This is a genomic window from Arthrobacter oryzae, from assembly GCF_003634095.1.
GTDB lineage: Bacteria > Actinomycetota > Actinomycetes > Actinomycetales > Micrococcaceae > Arthrobacter > Arthrobacter oryzae.
In genome coordinates, this window is sequence record NZ_RBIR01000004.1 from 208,119 (window position 1) to 224,819 (window position 16,701).

Sequence of the window (16,701 nt, forward strand, 5' to 3'; positions counted from 1 at the left end):
GGCGGCAACAAGCAACGCGGGGTCACTTAGCGCCCATCCGGCCGCGAATCATGGGCGCTAAGTGACCCCGCGTGGCGTTAAACCCGGATCCGGTAGCCGCGCTTGACCACAGTTTCAACGAGCCGGGTGTCCGGCAGGGCGGACCGGAGCCGGCTGACGGTCATGTCCAGCGCATGCACCGAACCGCGCAGTTCCAGCAGGTCCGAGAGCGCTTCGCGGGACAGCACGGCCCCGCCGGCGCCGATCAGCGCGCGGAGCAGCAACAGCGGCGCCGGCGCCATCTCGATCGCCTCGCCGTTGATCCGCAGCGAGCGGCCGCGCAGCTCCACGCTGCCGGAGGCGGTGTCCAGCCGGCGGACGTGGTTGAGCGCCAGGTGCTCGCACACCAGCCGGATCAGCGCACCCATCCGGAACCGTTCCGGGATGAGCGGCTGCAGTCCGGCGTCGAGCAGCGGCTGCGCGGTGATGGGCCCGACGACGGCGGTCGCGACGGTGGTCTTCAGGCTCTCGACGAGCTGCTTGTAGACGCCCATCTCGTGCGCCGTGCTCCACATCGCATCGACGGCGGGGGCGCTCGTGAAGGTCAGGACATCGAGGTTGCCGCTGACCGCGGCCTCGATGAGCCTGGGCAGCCGGTCGGCCCCGTCCGGCTTGACCCACCGGTACGGGGTGACCGTCAGGACGGTGGCGCCGGACATGCGCAGGCGCTCCAGTTGCCGGACATCGGTGTAGCCGTGCAGCTGCACCGCGACCGTCTTGCCCCGCACCCCCTCGGCCAGGAGCATGTCCACGAGCGTGGAGGTGGTTTCGTCGCTGCTGATCCCGACGTCGGCCAGCCCGGCCGCGCGGACGGCACCGCGGGCCTTGGGCCCGCGCACGAACATGCGGGTGGCGGAGAGGGTCTCGAGCAGCTGTTCGCCAATGCCAAACGTGTCCGCGGCCTCGCACCAGCGGCGCATGCCGTACGCGGTGGTGGCGATGCAGAGATCGGGCCGGGCAGCGATGATCGCCCGGGTGTCCTCGATCAGGCTTTCATCCTCCCGGACCGGGGCGATCTTCAGTGCCGGGGCGTGGAGCACCTCGGCACCGCGGCGCTCGAGGGCCTCGATGAGGTCCTGGGAGCGGCGGTGCGAGGTGACGCCGATCCGGAAGCCGTCCAGGGGCAGGTCTTTCTCCGGCCCGTCGTCGGCGGCTTCCGGCCCGGTCCGGCCAGCGGCGGAGGCCAGCGGTGTTGCGGGTACGCCGGGCTCCGGAAAAGCGGCTGCGGTGGCATGTAGTGCGCTCATGAGGATCCCTACGCTTCCATCAGTGATGCGGCCAGGCGGTCGAGTTCCGCGGCGGCGTCGGCGCCGCCCCGGTTGGCCTCGGCCACCCGGACGACCTCTCCGATCACCAGGACGGCAGGGTTGCTGCAGCCCGCGGCCGCGGCGGTGATGGTGCCCAGCTCGGCGATGGTGGTGCGCTGGCCGGGGCGGTAGCCGCGTTCGACGACGGCCATCGGCATGTCGGCCCGCATCCCGGCCCGGCGGAGTCCGGCCGCGAGGTGGTGCAGGGTGCCGATGCCCATCAGGACCACAATGGTTCCGCCGAGTCCCGCCAGGTGCTTCAATTCGTCCTCGGTCAGCGGGGCGTGCCCGGAAACCACGGTGAACATGTGGCTGACTTCGCGGTGCGTGACCGGGATGCCCGCGGCGGCCGGCACCGAGATGGCACTCGTGACGCCGGAAACCACCCGGACCGGGACCCCGGCAGCGACGCAGGACGCGACTTCCTCTCCTCCCCGGCCGAAGACATAGGGGTCCCCGCCCTTGAGGCGGACCACGTTGTTGCCGGCCAGTGCGCTTTCGACCATGAGCTTTTCGATGTCGGCCTGGCTGACCTTGTGGTGGCCGGGCTTCTTGCCCACGTCCACGAGCTCTGCCGAGGTCAGGGACGGCAGTTCCTGGTAGGGGGCGAGCCGGTCGTAGAAGACGACGTCGGCATCCCGTAGCGCCGCCACGGCCGCGACGGTCAGCAGCTCGGTGGTCCCGGGCCCGCCGCCGACCAGCGTGACGTGTCCCGCCGGGCCGGCCGCCGGCTCGGCCGCCACCGGAATACCGGTGGCGCGGCAGCGGTCCAGGAGGGCGTCCCAGCCGGGCTGGCCGTCCTCGATCGCCGCCACCAGGAACGGGCGCTCGGGCAGCGGACCGTCCACGCCGGCGCCCTGCGGGGTACTGAGGCGGTACACGACGGCGCCGGCCGCCTCGTAGCGCCGCACGGCCTGGCGCGCGGCGTGGTCTGCGCCGGTGACCAGGACTTCGCGTCCGGTGAGGTCAATGGTGAGCTGCATGGCTATGCCTCGTTCTCGTCAAGCGGTGCCGGGGTGGCGGCGCGGACCGGAATGGACGCCCCGATCAGGACCGGCTGCCGGGCAGCCAGCGCCTTCTCTTCTGCCGTGGCGGGGCGCATTTGGCCGCGCTCGTCGGGGACGAGGGTGATGGAGTCGTCGAGCTGGTCCGGGGCGTTGACGAAGGAGCGGAAGCGGCGCAGCCGCTCGGGATCCTTCAGGGTGTCGGCCCATTCGTCGACGTACGTGTCAACGTGCTTGGCCATGGCGGCCTCCAGGTCCGCGGCGATTCCGAGGGTGTCATGCACCACCACGTCCTCGACGTGCTTGATGCCGCCGTCGAGCTCTTCCTGCCAGCGCGCGGTGCGCTGCAGGCGGTCGGCGGTGCGGATGTAGTACATGAAGTAGCGGTCGATGTACTTGATCAGGGTTTCGTCGTCCAGGTCCTTGGCCAGCAGCTGGGCGTGCGCCGGGGTGGCCCCGCCGTTGCCGCCGACATACAGGTTCCAGCCGTCCGCGGTGGCGATGACGCCGACATCCTTGCCCCGGGCCTCGGCACATTCGCGGGCGCAGCCGGAGACGCCCATCTTAAGCTTGTGCGGGCTGCGGAGGCCGCGGTAACGCAGTTCAAGCCGGATCGCCATGGCCACCGAGTCCTGGACCCCGAAGCGGCACCACGTCGAGCCGACGCAGGACTTCACGGTGCGCAGGCTCTTGCCGTAGGCCTGGCCGGATTCGAACCCGGCGTCCACGAGCACTTTCCAGATTTCCGGAAGCTGCTCCAGCCGGGCGCCGAACATGTCGATCCGCTGGCCGCCGGTGATCTTGGTGTAGAGGCCGTACTGCTCGGCCACCGCGGCGATCACGCCGAGCTTCTTCGGGGTGATCTCGCCGCCGGCGATGCGCGGGACCACCGAGTAGGTGCCGTCCTTTTGCATGTTGGCCAGGGCGCGGTCGTTCGTGTCCTGCAGGGTGCCGCGCCCGGCGTCCAGGACGTAGGCGCTGTTCTGGCTGGCCAGGATGTTGGCGATGGTCGGCTTGCAGATATCGCAGCCGTCGCCTGTGCCGTACTTGGCCATGACCTGCTCGAAGGACGTCAGTTCCAGGACGCGGATGGTCTCGAAGAGTTCCTGCCGGGACAGCTCAATGTGCTCGCACAGCGCCTTTGAGACCTCGACGCCGGACTTCGTGAGTTCGCTTTCCAGCAGCTTCTTGAGCATCGGCACGCAGGACCCGCACTGGGTGCCGGCGCGGGTGCAGCCCTTGAGCTCGCCGAGCTCCTGGACGGGTGCGTTGCCGTCGCAGGCGCCGCAGCCGTTGATGGCGTCCCGGATGGTTCCGGCCGTGACATTGTTGCAGGAGCACAGCGTGGCATCGTCCGGAAGCTCGGTTTCCGGGGCGTCGCCGCCTCCGGCCGCCGTGAGGTACGCGCCGGGCTCGGCGGCCAGCTCGCGGCCCAGCATCGGACGCAGGGAGGTGTAGGGGGCGGCGTCGCCGACGAAGATGCCGCCGAGGAGGGTTCTGGCGTCGTCCGTGGTGACGATCTTTTGGTAGACGCCGCGGGCCGGGTCGGCGTAAACGATCTCGAGCGCGCCCTCCGTGCGGGCGAACGCGTCGCCGAAACTCGCGACGTCGACGCCGGAGAGCTTGAGCTTGGTGGCCGTGTCGAAGCCGGGGAAGGTCGCGTCCCCGCCGTGCAGCCGGTCCGCGACAATTTCGGCCATCGTGTTGGCCGGGGCCACGAGGCCCAGGCACATGCCGCCGAAGTTGGCGACCTCGCCGATCGCCCAAATGCCGGGCACCTCGGTGGAGCAGTCGTCGGAGATGACCACGCCGCCGCGCTGGCCAAGCTGGAACTGCTGGACTGCACCCTCGCCTGCCCGGAACAGTTCATCGCGGGGCCGCACGCCAATCGCGACGATCACGATGTCGGCGTCGACGACGCGGCCGTCCGCCATCAGGACGCCGGTCACCTGGCCGTCGTCGTCGGAGAGCACCTCGGAGGGGAACACGCCGCCGTGGACGGTGAAGCCCTTGGCCTCGATGAGCCGGCCAAGCGACTGCCCGGCCCCCTCGTCCAGCTGGGTGTTCATGAGCCAGGGGGAGCCGTTGATGACGATCGGCGTGGCGCCGAGCTGCTCGGTGCCGGCCGCCGACTCCAGGCCCAGCAGGCCGCCGCCGATGGTGACCGCGTTGACCTTGCGCCCAAGCTTCGCGGTGAGGTCCGCAATGGCCTTGTTGATGGACCAGACGTCCTCGAGGGTGCGGTACACATGGGTGAGTTCGGCGCCCGGGATGGGCAGGCGCGCCGCGTCCGAGCCGGTGGCGACGACGAGCTCGTCGTACGGATAGACGGTGCCGGCCGCGGACGTGACGGTCTTGCCGGCGGCGTCGATGCTGACGACGCGCTCGCCGGTCACCAGGTCCAGGGCCTCGTGGTCCCACATGGAGGCGCTGCCCAGGGTGAGGTCCACGTCGCCGTCGGTCAGGGCCTTGCTCAACGCCACGCGGTCGTAGGGGAGGTGGGCTTCCTCGGTAAGGACGCTCACGTGCCATCCATCGAGCCCGCGGGCGTGCATGGCCTCGGCGAAGCGGTGCGCGGCGGGGCCGCCACCGGCCACCACAATGCGGCGCGGTGCGGCGCTGGCTGCATTGGCTGCATTGGCTGCGCCCTGGTTCGGGTGGCTTGAGGGGTGTCCGGTCACGGTGGGCCTTTCGCATGGGCCGCAGACGGTGCTCTGCAGCTTGTCGTTCCAGACTAGGCAAAGGGAATTTCGCTTCAGTTTCCCTTATGTTTCGTGATCTTAACTTCTGCATCACGAATGCATTTCCGGACGTGTGAGCTCTCTTTTACGCGCCGGACACATCCGGCGCCGCCGGATGAAACACCCCGGGCCTACCTTGAATATGTGGCCGCAGCAGCGGTTGAACCCGCAAGGGATGTCTTAGAGAGGGGCCGGGATGACCGCCGTACTTGAAAGCGCAGTGCACGACGCACCGCACGACGTTGAGGATCAGGCCGCCGGGCAGGCTGGTGCCTCCGCGGCCGGCTGGCACCGTGTGTGTGCCGTGGCGGACCTGGAGCCCGGCTGGGGCGAGGCCGCACTGATTTCCGGGCGCCAGGTCGCGTTGTTCCGGACCGTGAACGGTGAGGTTTTCGCCGTCGCGCAGCAGGACCCGGCCACCGGCGCGCACGTGATGGCGCGCGGCATCACCGGGTCCCGCGGCTCCCGCCCGACCATCGCCTCGCCCCTGCACAAAGAGGTCTACGACCTCGAAACGGGGGAGTGCTTCGTCAACCCGGAGCTGAGCCTGCCGTCCTACCGCACCCGGATCGTCGACGGGTTCGTCGACGTCGAGGTCGGCTAGGGCGCAACAGGGCCGCTCAGAGGCCGAGGGCCTCGCGGACGTCCGCCAGGACGCTGTCCAGCGCGGCGCGGGCCTCGGTCCGGGCCTGCGGCAGCTCAGCCGCCGAGTCGACACCGCGGATGACCTCGAGGTAGCACTTGAGCTTCGGTTCCGTGCCGCTGGGTCGGATGATCACGCGGCTGAGGTCCTTTGTCAGGTACAACAGGCCTTCGGTGGGCGGGAGGTGCTCGCTGCCGACGGCCAGGTCAGTGACGGTCTCGACGCCGGAACCGCCAAACGACTCCGGCGGGCTGACCCGCAGGCGGTTCATCATCGCGTCCAGCAGGCCGAGGTCCGCGACCCGGATGCTGAGCTGATCGCTCGCATGCATGCCGTGCACCAGATAGAGCTCATCCAGGGTGTCAAAGATGGTTTTGTCCTCGGCCTTGGCGGCTGCCGCGAGCTCGGCGATGAGGACCGCGGCCGAAATTCCGTCCTTGTCGCGCACCAGCGACGGCGCGACGCAATAACCCAGTGCCTCCTCGTAGCCGTAGACCAGCCCGGGCACGCGGGCGATCCACTTGAACCCGGTCAGGGTTTCCTCATGGGCATACCCTGCTGCGGCCGCAATCCGCGCCAGCAGCCGGGAGGACACGATCGAGTTGGCGAACACGCCGGCCGGTGCCTCGCCGGCGGCGGCCAGCCGTGCCACGACATGGGCGCCCAGCAGGGCTCCGACCTCGTCGCCGCGCAGCATGCGCCAGGCCCCGGTGGCGGGGTCCTTCGCGGCCACGGCGGCCCGGTCGGCGTCGGGATCGTTGGCGATCACGATGTCGGCGTCTTGGCGTGCCGCCGTCTCGAGGGCCAGGTCCAGCGCTCCGGGTTCTTCGGGATTGGGGAAGTTCACCGTGGGGAAGTCCGGATCCGGCTCCGCCTGCTCGGCGACGAGCGTAACGTCGGCGAAGCCGGCGGCGTTCAGCACGGCCACCGCCGTCTCCCCGCCCACGCCGTGCATGGGCGTGAGGACGATTTTCAGTTCGCGGGCCGGGAAGTGCTGCGGAGCCGCAAGGGCTGCGACGGCGGCCTCGTACTCGGCGGCGATGGCGGGCTCCAGCACGGTCCACCCGTTCGCGGCCAGGACGATGGAGTCCAGGGCGCCGACGGCGTCGATCCTCGCCGCGATCAGGGCATCGTAGGGCGCCACGATCTGGGCGCCGCGTCCGCTTTCCTCAACCGCATGGCGGCCGAGGTAGACCTTGTATCCGTTGTCCTGCGGCGGGTTATGGCTGGCAGTGACCATGACGCCGCCGTCGCAGTCCAGCGCCCGCACCGCGTAGGCGAGCAGCGGGGTGGGCAGCGCGGCCGGCATCAGGAAGGTTTCAACGCCGGCCGCGGTGAGGATCGCGGCCGTTTCCTCGGCGAAAATATCGGAGTTGTAGCGGGCGTCGAAGCCGACGACGACGCGCGGCCGGGTTCCGGGGGAGGCCTGTTCGACGGCGGCGGTGAGGAAGGCGGCGAAGCCGGCAGCGGCGCGGCGCACCACCACCCGGTTCATCCGGTTTGGGCCCGGTCCGAGGGCGGCCCGCAGCCCGGCCGTGCCGAACTGCAGGGTGCCGCTGAAACTATCGGCCAGTTCCTGGCGGGCCGCCGCGGCGCCGCCGTCGGTGAGGCGGATCAGCTCGGTCAGGCCGGCGGCAGTGGCGGGGTCCGGGTCCTGGGCCGCCCAGTCGCGGGCGTCGCTAAGGAGTCGGGACAGTTCGGCATCAGAAGACGTCATAGGAACCAAACTATCGCCAATCGCCTGCGATTCCGCCCCGGCAATCGAGAGTCGGTGTTTCAGTTGCATCACACCCGGCCGAACGCCCGACCCGATGCGGGCCTTGACACCCAAATTTCCGGACACGTAGCGTCTGGAATATGAAAATGGGCCGCGGGGTGGAGTGGGCGGTGCACAGTTGCGTCAACATGGCGTGGACGCCGCCGGGCGAGCCCGTGAACAGTGCACGGCTCGCGGAGTTCTACAAGCTGCCCGCCGCCTATCTCAACAAGCAGTTCCAGTCGCTAGTCCGGGCCGGGGTGCTGGAGTCGGTCTCGGGGCCCCACGGCGGATTCCTGTTGGCCCGGAGGCCGGAAAACATCAGCGTGCTGGACATTGTCCTGGCCCTGGAGGGCCAGGACCCGGCGTTCCGGTGCGAGGCGATCCTAGGCAACGTCCCGGACCCGGTCCGGCAGGACAACTTCGCCCGGACGTGCCTGATCTCCCAGACCATGCGCCAGGCCGAGCTCGCGTGGCGGCAGGCGCTGGCCCGCCAGAGCATCGCCGGGATCGCCGACTCGATGGAGCGGCGGTTCCCGTCGGACAAAGGGAAGGTCCTGGACTACCTGGCGGCGGAATAGCCGTTGCCGTTGAATCAGAGCTTGGCGATGATCCCGGCGAGCAGCTTGGAAATGCGCGGTCCGGCGGCCTGGCCGGCCTCGAGGACTTCCTCGTGGCTCAGCGGCACCGGGCTGATCCCTGCCGCGAGGTTGGTCACGAGCGAGATGCCGAAAACCTCCATGCCCGCGTGGCGGCCGGCGATGGCCTCCAGCGCCGTGGACATGCCGACGAGGGACGCTCCGATCCGTTTGGCGTACTGCACCTCGGCCGGCGTTTCGTAATGCGGCCCCGTGAACTGGGCATATACGCCCTCATCCAGCGAGGAGTCTACTTCGCGGGCCAGGCCGCGGATGCGGGAGGAGTACAGGTCCGTCAGGTCCACGAACGTGGCGCCTTCCAGGGGCGAGGTGGCGGTGAGGTTGATGTGGTCGCTGATCAGCACGGGGGTGCCGGGCGTCCAGTCCTCGTTGAGGCCGCCGCAGCCGTTGGTCAGCACGAGGGTCTTGCAGCCGGTGGCCGCGGCGGTGCGCACGCCGTGGACTACGGAGCGGACGCCCTTTCCCTCGTAGTAGTGCGTGCGCGCGCCCAGGACCAGGGCCCGTTTGCCCTCCTTGGTCAGCACCGAACGGATGGTGCCCACGTGCCCCTCCACCGACGGCGCGGTGAAGCCGGGGATTTCGGACGCGGACAAGGTGGCCGTGGTCTCGCCGATCAGTTCGGCCGCCTCACCCCAGCCCGATCCGAGCACCAGCGCGACGTCGTGGGCATCCACGCCCGTCTCTTCGGCGATGTAGTTGGCGGCGTCGCGGGCGGCCTCGAAGGGGTCCGCATTCAGGAATTCTGTATAGCTCACTGGTACAAGTTATCGCGCGGCGGCCCCGCTGCCCAGCACCCGCGCGGCACGTCCGGGCCCGGCGGCGGCCGGGCCGGCGGCGGTCCGGATTCTTGGTGGCTCCGGTTCGGATGGTGGACAATGGTTGATTGTGACTACGCATCCCGATTTCAGCTCACCCCGCATCGCAATCCTCGGCGGAGGGCCCGGTGGCTACGAAGCCGCCATGGTCGCCGCCTCGCTGGGGGCGCACGTCACCATCATCGAACGTGCAGGACTGGGCGGATCCGCGGTCCTGACCGACGTCGTTCCCTCCAAGACCCTCATTGCGACGGCGGACCTGATGACCCGCGTCGGCGAGGCCGGCGAGCTCGGCGTTAAGTTCGATCTCGACGGCGGCGACTGCAGCCCGACCATGCGCGCGGACCTCAAGCACATCAACGACCGCCTGCTGCGGCTGGCCCGGAAGCAGTCGGAGGACATCCAGGCCGGGCTCGAGCACCAGAACGTCCGCATCCTGATCGGCTCCGGCAGGCTCCTGGATAACCACACCATCGAGGTCCTGACCTCCGACGGCATCGAAACCGTGGAGGCCGACACCATTCTGCTGGCGGTCGGGGCCCACCCGCGCGAGCTGCCGACGGCGCGGCCGGACGGCGACCGCATCCTGAACTGGGCCCAGATCTACAACATGGACGAACTCCCCGAAGAGCTGATTGTGGTGGGTTCAGGCGTCACGGGCGCGGAATTTGCCTCGGCCTATAACGGCCTGGGCTCCAAGGTCACCCTGATTTCCAGCCGCGACCGGGTGCTCCCGGGCTCGGACACGGACGCCGCCGAGGTCCTCGAGGGCGTCTTTGAACGCCGCGGGCTGAAGGTTCTGTCCCGTGCCCGCGCCGAGACCGTGGAGCGCACTGGCGACGGCGTCGTCGTCACCCTCGGCGACGGTTCGAAGGTGACCGGCAGCCACTGCCTGGTCTGCGTCGGCTCCATCCCCAACACGGCCGGAATCGGTCTCGAGGAGGCCGGCGTCGCGCTCACCGAGAGCGGCCATATCAAGGTCGACGGCGTCTCGCGCACCACGGCACCGAACATCTACGCCGCGGGCGACTGCACCGGCGTGCTGGCGCTCGCTTCCGTGGCCGCGATGCAGGGCCGGATCGCGATTGCTCACTTCCTGGGCGACAGTGTCATGCCGCTCAAGCTGCACCAGGTGGCGTCCAACATCTTCACGTCGCCCGAGATCGCGAACGTCGGCGTCTCCGAGGCGGAGATCGACTCCGGCAAGTACCAGGCGGACGTCATCAAGCTGTCCCTGCGCAGCAACGCCCGCGCCAAGATGCGCAACCACCGCGACGGCTTCGTCAAGATCTTTGCCCGCAAGGGATCAGGCACCGTGATCGGCGGGGTGGTGGTGGGCCCCAACGCCTCGGAGCTCATCTTCGCGATCTCCCTCGCCGTGACCCAGAAACTGCACGTCGACGACGTCGCCAGCACCTTCACCGTGTACCCGTCCCTGAGCGGCTCCATCTCCGAGGCGGCCAGGCGGCTCCACGTGCACATGTAGCCGGCCGGCCCGCGACCCGAAAGCTCTAGACGGATCGGACCTTGGGGCGTTGAATGATCCAGTGCATAAAGCACTGCCGGACGCAGCCGTGGCCGCAGGCCCGCGGCTGCATTGCGAAGGAGCATATTCAATGGCGGGAATTGAAGATCATTTCGACAAGGCGTTTCACGGCAAGTCGGTGGCCGAACTGGCGGACTCGCCGGTCGATGCCCTCAAGGGAGTCACCGAGGCAGACGGCGAGCACTTGAAAGCCGCGTTCGGCATCACGACGGTCAGGGAGCTGGGGACGAACAAGTTCTTCCTCTGGGCGCAGGACGTTGCAAAGCAGGCCGGGTAGCGGCCGCATTTCCGGGGCCCCCGGCGTTGCGCGCAGCACGGCGCTGAGAAGCTGACCTCCAGAAGGGTTCAATGGCATGGCGCCATTGGACCCTTTTTGCGTGAGGCCATCGGCGCCCGGCCTGGCCGCGGGAGGGTGTTCGGAAACGAAGCGGTTTACATCCTGACACTATTTGCATATATTGTCAGGATGAAGGAGCGATCGAACGAAATCATCGACGCCGCCTATGTGTGCTTCACCCGTCACGGGGCACGCCGGACGACTATGAACGACCTGGCGGACCAGGCCGGCATTTCCCGTCCGGCGCTCTACCAGTACTTCCGGAGCAAGGAGGACGTGTTCCGGTCGCTGGTGGATCGCCTGCTGGCCGGCGCACTTTCGGCCTCCGAACGTGCGGCGGAATCAGACGGGCGGCCCGAGGACCGGCTGGCTGGGATTCTGCTCGCGAAACTGGCCCTTGTGATGCAGGTCTGGCGCGATAGCCCGGCACACGCGGCAGAGCTCCTCAGTGTGGACACCCGCGGGTCAGCCGAAGTGCTGGGCCGCTACGAGGAGTCCATGCGCGATCTGCTCATCCGCACGCTCCACGAGTCTTATCCCGCAACGGATGCCCGCGAAGCGGCCGAGATGCTGCTGGCTTTCACCCGCGGCCTGGAGGCGGGGGTCTCCGACCCCGCAGCCCTGCCCGACCGCCTGCGCCGGGGCGTCGGAATCTTCGTCGCCGGCCTCCCCACCCTCACCTCTGCAAAGGAACAATCATGACCACTGCTGTACTGATCACAGGTGCGTCGTCCGGCATCGGCCGTGCGAGCGCCGAACGGCTCCTCCGGCGGCCCGGGTTCGCCGTGTACGCCACCGCCCGGCGGCGGGAAGCGATCGCCGACCTGGCGGCGGCAGGGGCGAAGGTCCTGGCGCTCGATGTCACCGACGAGGATTCGATGGCACACGCCGTCCACACCGTCCAGGAACAGCACGGCAGCGTCGGGGTCCTCGTCAACAACGCCGGCTACGGCGAATACGGGACCATCGAGGAGACGGGAATGGACGCGGTCAGGCGGCAGTTCGAGACGAACGTTTTCGGTTTCTCGCGGATGATCCAACTGGTCCTTCCGGGGATGCGCGCCGCCGGTTCCGGCCGGATCGTGAACATCGGCTCGATGGGCGGCCGGGTCACCTTCCCGGTCGGCGGCTACTACCACGCCACCAAATATGCGGTGGAGGCCATCACGGACGCGCTGCGCTTCGAAGCCGCCCCCTTTGGGATCCGGGCCGCCCTGATCGAACCTGGCCTGATCCGCACCGGCTTCGGCGCCATGGCATCACAGACCATGGCAGCCTCCGGACATCCCGCCGGCCCGTACGCGGCGCTTCGGGCTGCCGCGGACGAGCAAATGGTCTCGGCCTACGCCTCCACGGTCCTGGCCGCCGAACCGGACGCCGTCGCCAAGGCTGTCGAGCGCGCGGCGACGGCCCGCCGGCCCCGCGCCCGTTACGCCATCACACCAGCCGCCAAGACCATCATCCATTCCCGTCGCCTGCTTGGCTCCGGAATATTCGACAGCTACCTTCGCCTACAGTTCAGGAGCACCAAGTGAGCCCCACCGGCAACTGGCCCGCACCCTTTGCCCCCTCAACGGGCCGGGTCTACGCCTACAACGAGATCCGCACGCATCTGCCCGCCGAGCAGCTTTGGCAGGTGCTCATCGACGCGGCAGCGTGGCCCCGCTGGTACCGCAACGCCCGCAACGTGAGCATTGACGGCGGCGGCCAACTGGAAGGTTCGTCGACCTTCACCTGGACCACCTTTGGTCTCCGCGTGGCCAGCACGGTCCGGGAGTTCGCCCCTTACAGCCGGCTGGCCTGGGAGGGTGCGGCGCGGGGTTCCTCCGGGTATCACCGCTGGGACCTGCAGCCAACCGCCGACGGCGGCACGCTGATCGTGACCGAGGAGGTCCAAACCGGGCTCATTGCGCGGCTCCTCGGGCCTGCGGTCAAACGGAGCATCGAAAAGCAGCACCAGCACTGGCTCGAGGCCCTCGTCAGCACGGCGGAAGCCGGGACGAAAGCACTCTAGGCGTTGTCCGCAGCAGGGACAGGCGTGCACCGAGGGAGGGCAGGTGCCCGGTGGTAATCGCCGCCGGGCACCTGCCTTTGCCGGTCTACCGGCCCCGCCTAGAACGGGTACGGGGCGATGTCCGGCCGCACCGTCAGCCACTGGATTTCCGTGAAGGACTCCATGTTGGCGTGATGGCCGCCGATCCGGGAACCGTTGCCCGAGGCCTTGACTCCGCCGAAGGGCGAGTTGGCCTCGTCGGACACGGTCTGTTCGTTGATGTGGACCTTGCCGGAGTCGAGCCGGTCCGCGATCGTCATGGCCATGCCCACATCGCCCAGAATCCCGATCGAGAGTCCGTATTCGTTGTCATTGGCCAACGCCACGGCCTCGTCCACGGTGGAGAACTTCATTACCGGGGCGACGGGGCCGAAGATCTCGTCCTTCCACGCAGGGCTCGCCAGATCGAGATCGGCGAGCACCGTGGGCTGGTAGAAGCGGCCGTCATGGCTGCCGCCCGCGGCCAGCCGCGCGCCGCCCTGGACCGCGTCCTGGACGATCGTGTCCACCCGGTGGAGTTGCTTGTCGTCGATCACCGGGCCCAGCGCCACCGTTCCGCTTTTAGGATCGCCCACCGGCAGGTGCCGGGCCTTTTCCGCGAGGGCGCTGACGTAGTCCTCATAGATGTCCTCGTGCACGATGTGCCGGCCCGCCGCCATGCAGATCTGGCCCTGGTGCATGAAGGAGCCAAACGCGGCGGCGGAAACGGCTTTGGGGAAGTCGACGCCGGGCAGCACGATCATCGCGTTGTTTCCGCCGAGTTCCAGATGGGCCCGTTTGAGCAGCCGGCCGGCGGCCTCGCCCACCTTGCGGCCCGCCGCCGTCGAGCCCGTGAAGGCGATGACGCGGACCTCGGGTGCCTCCACAACCGCGGTGCCGATCTCGGCGCCTCCTGGCAGCAGGGACAGCAGGCCGGGCGGAAGGCCAGCCTCTTCGAACACCCGGACCAGTGTGACTCCGCCGCAGACCGCCGTTCGCGGGTCAGGTTTGAGCAGTACGGCGTTGCCAAGGGCCAGCGCCGGGGCGACGGCGCGGATGGAGAGGATGAGCGGGAAGTTGAAGGGCGCGATTACAGAAACAACGCCGACGGGGCGGCGCCGGGCGAAGGACCAGCGGTTCTCGTTCGAGGTCAGGACGTCGCCGGCCGGGAGCGATGGCAGGGCGGACGCGTCGTAGCACTCGTTGGCCGCGATGTGGGTTTCCAGCGCCGCTTTGGGCGGGATGCCGCCGGATTCCCGGACGATCCAGTCCTGGATTTCCGCGCCATGTTCCTCCCAGAGCTGTCCCGCGCGGCGCAGCACGGCGGCGCGGTCCTCCGGATTGCGGGCGGCCCATTCCTTCTGCGCTTTCGCGGCCGCGGCGGCGGCCTCGCGGACATCCGCCGCGGAGGCCACGCCGTAGCGGCCCAGTGTCTCGCCGGTGGCGGGCTCGACGGCGCCGGCGGTCCCTCCGCCGCCGGAGCGCCAGCCATTGAGATAGATCTTGCCGTCCCAGAGGGCGGGGTCGAGCAGGGACATGTCCTGTCCTTTCGTCGTCGGGTCGCGCTTGTGCACCGGCTGGTCGAATCCGAACCGGACCGGGCCCAGATCCATCTCATGTCGGCTGGCCGCCGTCGTCAAGAGCGCGGGACTAAAAGCACGGGACGAAAAAGTGCGCCAGACAAAAGGCGTCCGGCAAAAAGCGCGGCATTAAGAGTCGTCACGCAAGGACGCGGTGCCAACATGCCCCCGGGGGACCTTCGGCCGTATCGCTGCACAGCCGGAGCCTCACACCATGGAACATGGCCAAAATCTATATCCCCTACGGGACCGTTGAAGGACAGACGGCCCAGATTGCCGATTACATCGCCGAACTCCTCCGGGCGCACGGGCACCAGGCGGAGACGGCGGACCTCAAGCATGCCGGCGACACCCTTCCGGAGGGCTATGACGGCGTGATCGTGGCGGCCTCGGTCCACATGGGCAAGCACGAGGGGCACGTCAAGGACTTCGTGAAGAAGAACCGTCCCGAGCTCGAGAGGCTGCGCTCCGCACTGGTCTCGGTCAGCCTGGCCGCCCACGGAGACGAGGAACACGCCGAGGGCTACGTGGAGAAGTTCGAGGAGGACACGGGGTGGCGGCCCACGCACGTCGGGTTGTTCGCCGGCGCGCTGCTCTATACCCACTACGGGTTCATCAAGAAGCACATGATGAAGAGGATCGCCAGCGACAAAGGCTCCATGGATACCGACACCACCCGTGACTATGTCTACACCGAGTGGGACGGCGTCCAGCGGTTCACCGAGGACTATCTGGCGTGGCTGGCGCAGCCGGCCGGTCAGGCGTAGGCGCGGGAACCGGGTTCAGGAGCAGGCGTAGGGCGGGACCGTGTCGCCGGCGGCGAAGGGCTTGAACCACTGCTCGAAGCCCAGTTCGTCAGCGTCGTCCTCGAGGACGTCGAGGCTGTCGGAGTAGAGCGCTTCACTGTCGGCATCCTCCAAGAGGACTTCCTCGACGTCGGCCCGCCAGTCCTCCGGCAGCTCCAGTTCGTAGATGTCCTCGGTGATTTCGGCCTGGTCGAGCAGGCAACGGACAGCAAGCTCGGCGGCCAGGCATCCGGGGGTGGTCCAGCCCCGGGCCAGGGTTGCCGTGACGTCTGCGGCGACGACGATGAACTTCCGGGTGAACTTCGCGTCGTAGCTGGCCGCGAATTGCGGCGGCAGCGAGGACAGGACCGAGGTTCCGGCGATGTCGGCCGCGGTGACAGTGTCCAAGTTGCTGAGCGTGTCGAGGTCGCGGAACAACTGGTCGATGAGGATGCTCGATGAATTCCACAGGAGCCCGGCCAGCAGGCGGGTCTGGCGGACGGCTTGCTGGCGGTCCTGCGGCGGGACGGCTGCCATTTCGGCCAAGTCCTCCGGGTCAAACTGGAGCCGCTGCTCGGCCGTCATGTCGTCCGGGTGCGGGTCGAGTCCAAGCAGCTCCAGGCTCAGGCCGGTGAGTTTCCCGGCGTCGGCCAGCAGTTCTTCGGTGATGTCGTCGTCGTCGGCGCTCATGGCCCCGATGCTACCCGCCGTTTGGCCGCGGTCCGATTCGCGTTACGCGGCAGGGGCAGAAACGGAGGATCTCAGGTGGCGGCGGCCCGCTGCTTCCCGGACGCGGGGCTGCCGTGGGCCATCCTGGCGGCGATGACGTAACTGATTCCCGCGATCAGGGGGACGACGCTTGCCGCCGTGAGCGATGCGACGGGGCCGGATCGGGCAATCAGCGTGATGACGAGCGGGAGCACGCCCAGGGACGCGAGCAGCCAGCCGCCCAGCGCGGTGCGTTTCAGGCCGAGGACGGCGGCCGGGAACGCCAGCGCCACGACACTGACAGCAATGACGGGTCCGTTGTCGCTGACGAAGCTGCGCAGCGCGGCGGGGTCGAAGGCCAGCCAGATACAGGCCGCGATGAAAGCTGAGGAGAGGGCGAGCAGGAGGGGAGCGGTGGGGGCCGGCCAGAACCAGGCCCCGGCCGCCAGGATGAGCATCGGCACCACCCAGGCGAGCGTCAAGAGCAGCCCCGCGGTTCCCCCCGGGGCCTGCAGGGTGTCACCGACGATGACCACTGCGGCGAGGACCGTGAACACTGCCATGATGACTGCCCCGGTGCGCAGCAGAACCGTGGCCCGCTGCTGCGGATCCTTGTCGCGCGTCATGATGATCACGATCGCGAACACCAGGATCGCGCCGAGCGCCAAAATAACCGGGACGTTCATGGGATGCCTCCTGCAGACGAACGGAGCCTAAGCCCATTGCATCCCCGCCCTGGTGGCGGTGCC

Annotated in this window: 16 protein-coding genes; 8 read left to right on the forward strand and 8 right to left on the reverse strand. The window is 68.7% G+C overall.

The features are described 5' to 3' along the window. Positions 1 to 77: 77 nt before the first annotated feature. From C8D78_RS11130 to nirB, 3 genes are read right to left on the reverse strand one after another with little or no spacing between them, the layout of a single operon-like run. Complete coding sequence (locus C8D78_RS11130; protein WP_120953668.1) at positions 78 to 1,286, reverse strand: uroporphyrinogen-III synthase; 1,209 nt, start codon at positions 1,284 to 1,286, stop codon at positions 78 to 80. Between the two features lie 8 nt (positions 1,287 to 1,294). Then, entirely contained in the window at positions 1,295 to 2,329 is a 1,035-nt protein-coding gene (cobA, locus tag C8D78_RS11135) for a uroporphyrinogen-III C-methyltransferase (RefSeq protein WP_120953670.1), read from the reverse strand. Between the two features lie 2 nt (positions 2,330 to 2,331). Beyond that, positions 2,332 to 5,031: a nitrite reductase large subunit NirB gene (gene nirB / locus C8D78_RS11140; RefSeq protein WP_425266690.1), complete on the reverse strand. Its 2,700-nt coding sequence runs from the start codon at positions 5,029 to 5,031 to the stop codon at positions 2,332 to 2,334. 256 nt (positions 5,032 to 5,287) lie between these two features. Here nirB and nirD point away from each other — a divergent pair, with 256 nt between their 5' ends. Next, entirely contained in the window at positions 5,288 to 5,695 is a 408-nt protein-coding gene (gene nirD, locus C8D78_RS11145) for a nitrite reductase small subunit NirD (protein ID WP_120953672.1), read from the forward strand. Between the two features lie 16 nt (positions 5,696 to 5,711). Here the strand turns inward: nirD and C8D78_RS11150 are convergent, their stop codons facing one another. Continuing rightward, positions 5,712 to 7,451: a phospho-sugar mutase gene (locus C8D78_RS11150; protein ID WP_120953674.1), complete on the reverse strand. Its 1,740-nt coding sequence runs from the start codon at positions 7,449 to 7,451 to the stop codon at positions 5,712 to 5,714. A 140-nt stretch (positions 7,452 to 7,591) separates the two neighbouring features. Between C8D78_RS11150 and C8D78_RS11155 the strand changes: the two genes are divergently transcribed. Then, positions 7,592 to 8,071 carry an RrF2 family transcriptional regulator gene (locus C8D78_RS11155; RefSeq protein WP_120953676.1) on the forward strand — a complete coding sequence of 160 codons (480 nt, stop codon included), beginning with the start codon at positions 7,592 to 7,594 and terminating at the stop codon, positions 8,069 to 8,071. Between the two features lie 14 nt (positions 8,072 to 8,085). Here C8D78_RS11155 and C8D78_RS11160 read toward each other — a convergent pair whose 3' ends face one another. Then, on the reverse strand, positions 8,086 to 8,904 hold the full coding sequence (locus tag C8D78_RS11160; RefSeq protein ID WP_120953678.1) for a purine-nucleoside phosphorylase: 819 nt from the start codon (positions 8,902 to 8,904) through the stop codon (positions 8,086 to 8,088). Between the two features lie 130 nt (positions 8,905 to 9,034). Between C8D78_RS11160 and C8D78_RS11165 the strand changes: the two genes are divergently transcribed. The 5 genes from C8D78_RS11165 (at position 9,035) to C8D78_RS11185 (ending at position 12,861) form a co-directional block, all read left to right on the forward strand. Beyond that, positions 9,035 to 10,450 carry an NAD(P)H-quinone dehydrogenase gene (locus C8D78_RS11165; RefSeq protein ID WP_120954097.1) on the forward strand — a complete coding sequence of 472 codons (1,416 nt, stop codon included), beginning with the start codon at positions 9,035 to 9,037 and terminating at the stop codon, positions 10,448 to 10,450. A 130-nt stretch (positions 10,451 to 10,580) separates the two neighbouring features. Further along, on the forward strand, positions 10,581 to 10,787 hold the full coding sequence (locus C8D78_RS11170; protein WP_120953680.1) for a hypothetical protein: 207 nt from the start codon (positions 10,581 to 10,583) through the stop codon (positions 10,785 to 10,787). 189 nt (positions 10,788 to 10,976) lie between these two features. Beyond that, positions 10,977 to 11,549 (forward strand): TetR/AcrR family transcriptional regulator, encoded by a 573-nt coding sequence (locus C8D78_RS11175; protein WP_147429585.1) that lies wholly within the window; start codon positions 10,977 to 10,979, stop codon positions 11,547 to 11,549. Beyond that, positions 11,546 to 12,382, forward strand: coding sequence for an oxidoreductase (locus tag C8D78_RS11180; protein WP_120953684.1), 837 nt, complete (start codon positions 11,546 to 11,548; stop codon positions 12,380 to 12,382). Before C8D78_RS11175 ends, C8D78_RS11180 begins: the two co-directional genes overlap by 4 nt. After that, positions 12,379 to 12,861, forward strand: coding sequence for an SRPBCC domain-containing protein (locus C8D78_RS11185; protein WP_167467897.1), 483 nt, complete (start codon positions 12,379 to 12,381; stop codon positions 12,859 to 12,861). Before C8D78_RS11180 ends, C8D78_RS11185 begins: the two co-directional genes overlap by 4 nt. Positions 12,862 to 12,959: 98 nt before the next feature. Here C8D78_RS11185 and C8D78_RS11190 read toward each other — a convergent pair whose 3' ends face one another. Beyond that, entirely contained in the window at positions 12,960 to 14,417 is a 1,458-nt protein-coding gene (locus C8D78_RS11190) for an aldehyde dehydrogenase family protein (RefSeq protein WP_120954101.1), read from the reverse strand. Positions 14,418 to 14,680: 263 nt separating this feature from the next. Here C8D78_RS11190 and C8D78_RS11195 point away from each other — a divergent pair, with 263 nt between their 5' ends. After that, positions 14,681 to 15,226: a flavodoxin domain-containing protein gene (locus tag C8D78_RS11195; RefSeq protein ID WP_120953686.1), complete on the forward strand. Its 546-nt coding sequence runs from the start codon at positions 14,681 to 14,683 to the stop codon at positions 15,224 to 15,226. Between the two features lie 15 nt (positions 15,227 to 15,241). On the opposite strand, the gene C8D78_RS11200 is transcribed toward C8D78_RS11195, so the two are convergent. Further along, positions 15,242 to 15,934: a hypothetical protein gene (locus C8D78_RS11200; RefSeq protein WP_120953688.1), complete on the reverse strand. Its 693-nt coding sequence runs from the start codon at positions 15,932 to 15,934 to the stop codon at positions 15,242 to 15,244. A gap of 71 nt (positions 15,935 to 16,005) precedes the next feature. Next, a complete protein-coding gene (locus C8D78_RS11205) occupies positions 16,006 to 16,638 on the reverse strand; it encodes a hypothetical protein (RefSeq protein WP_120953689.1) in 633 nt (210 codons plus the stop codon). Between the last annotated feature and the right edge of the window lie 63 nt (positions 16,639 to 16,701).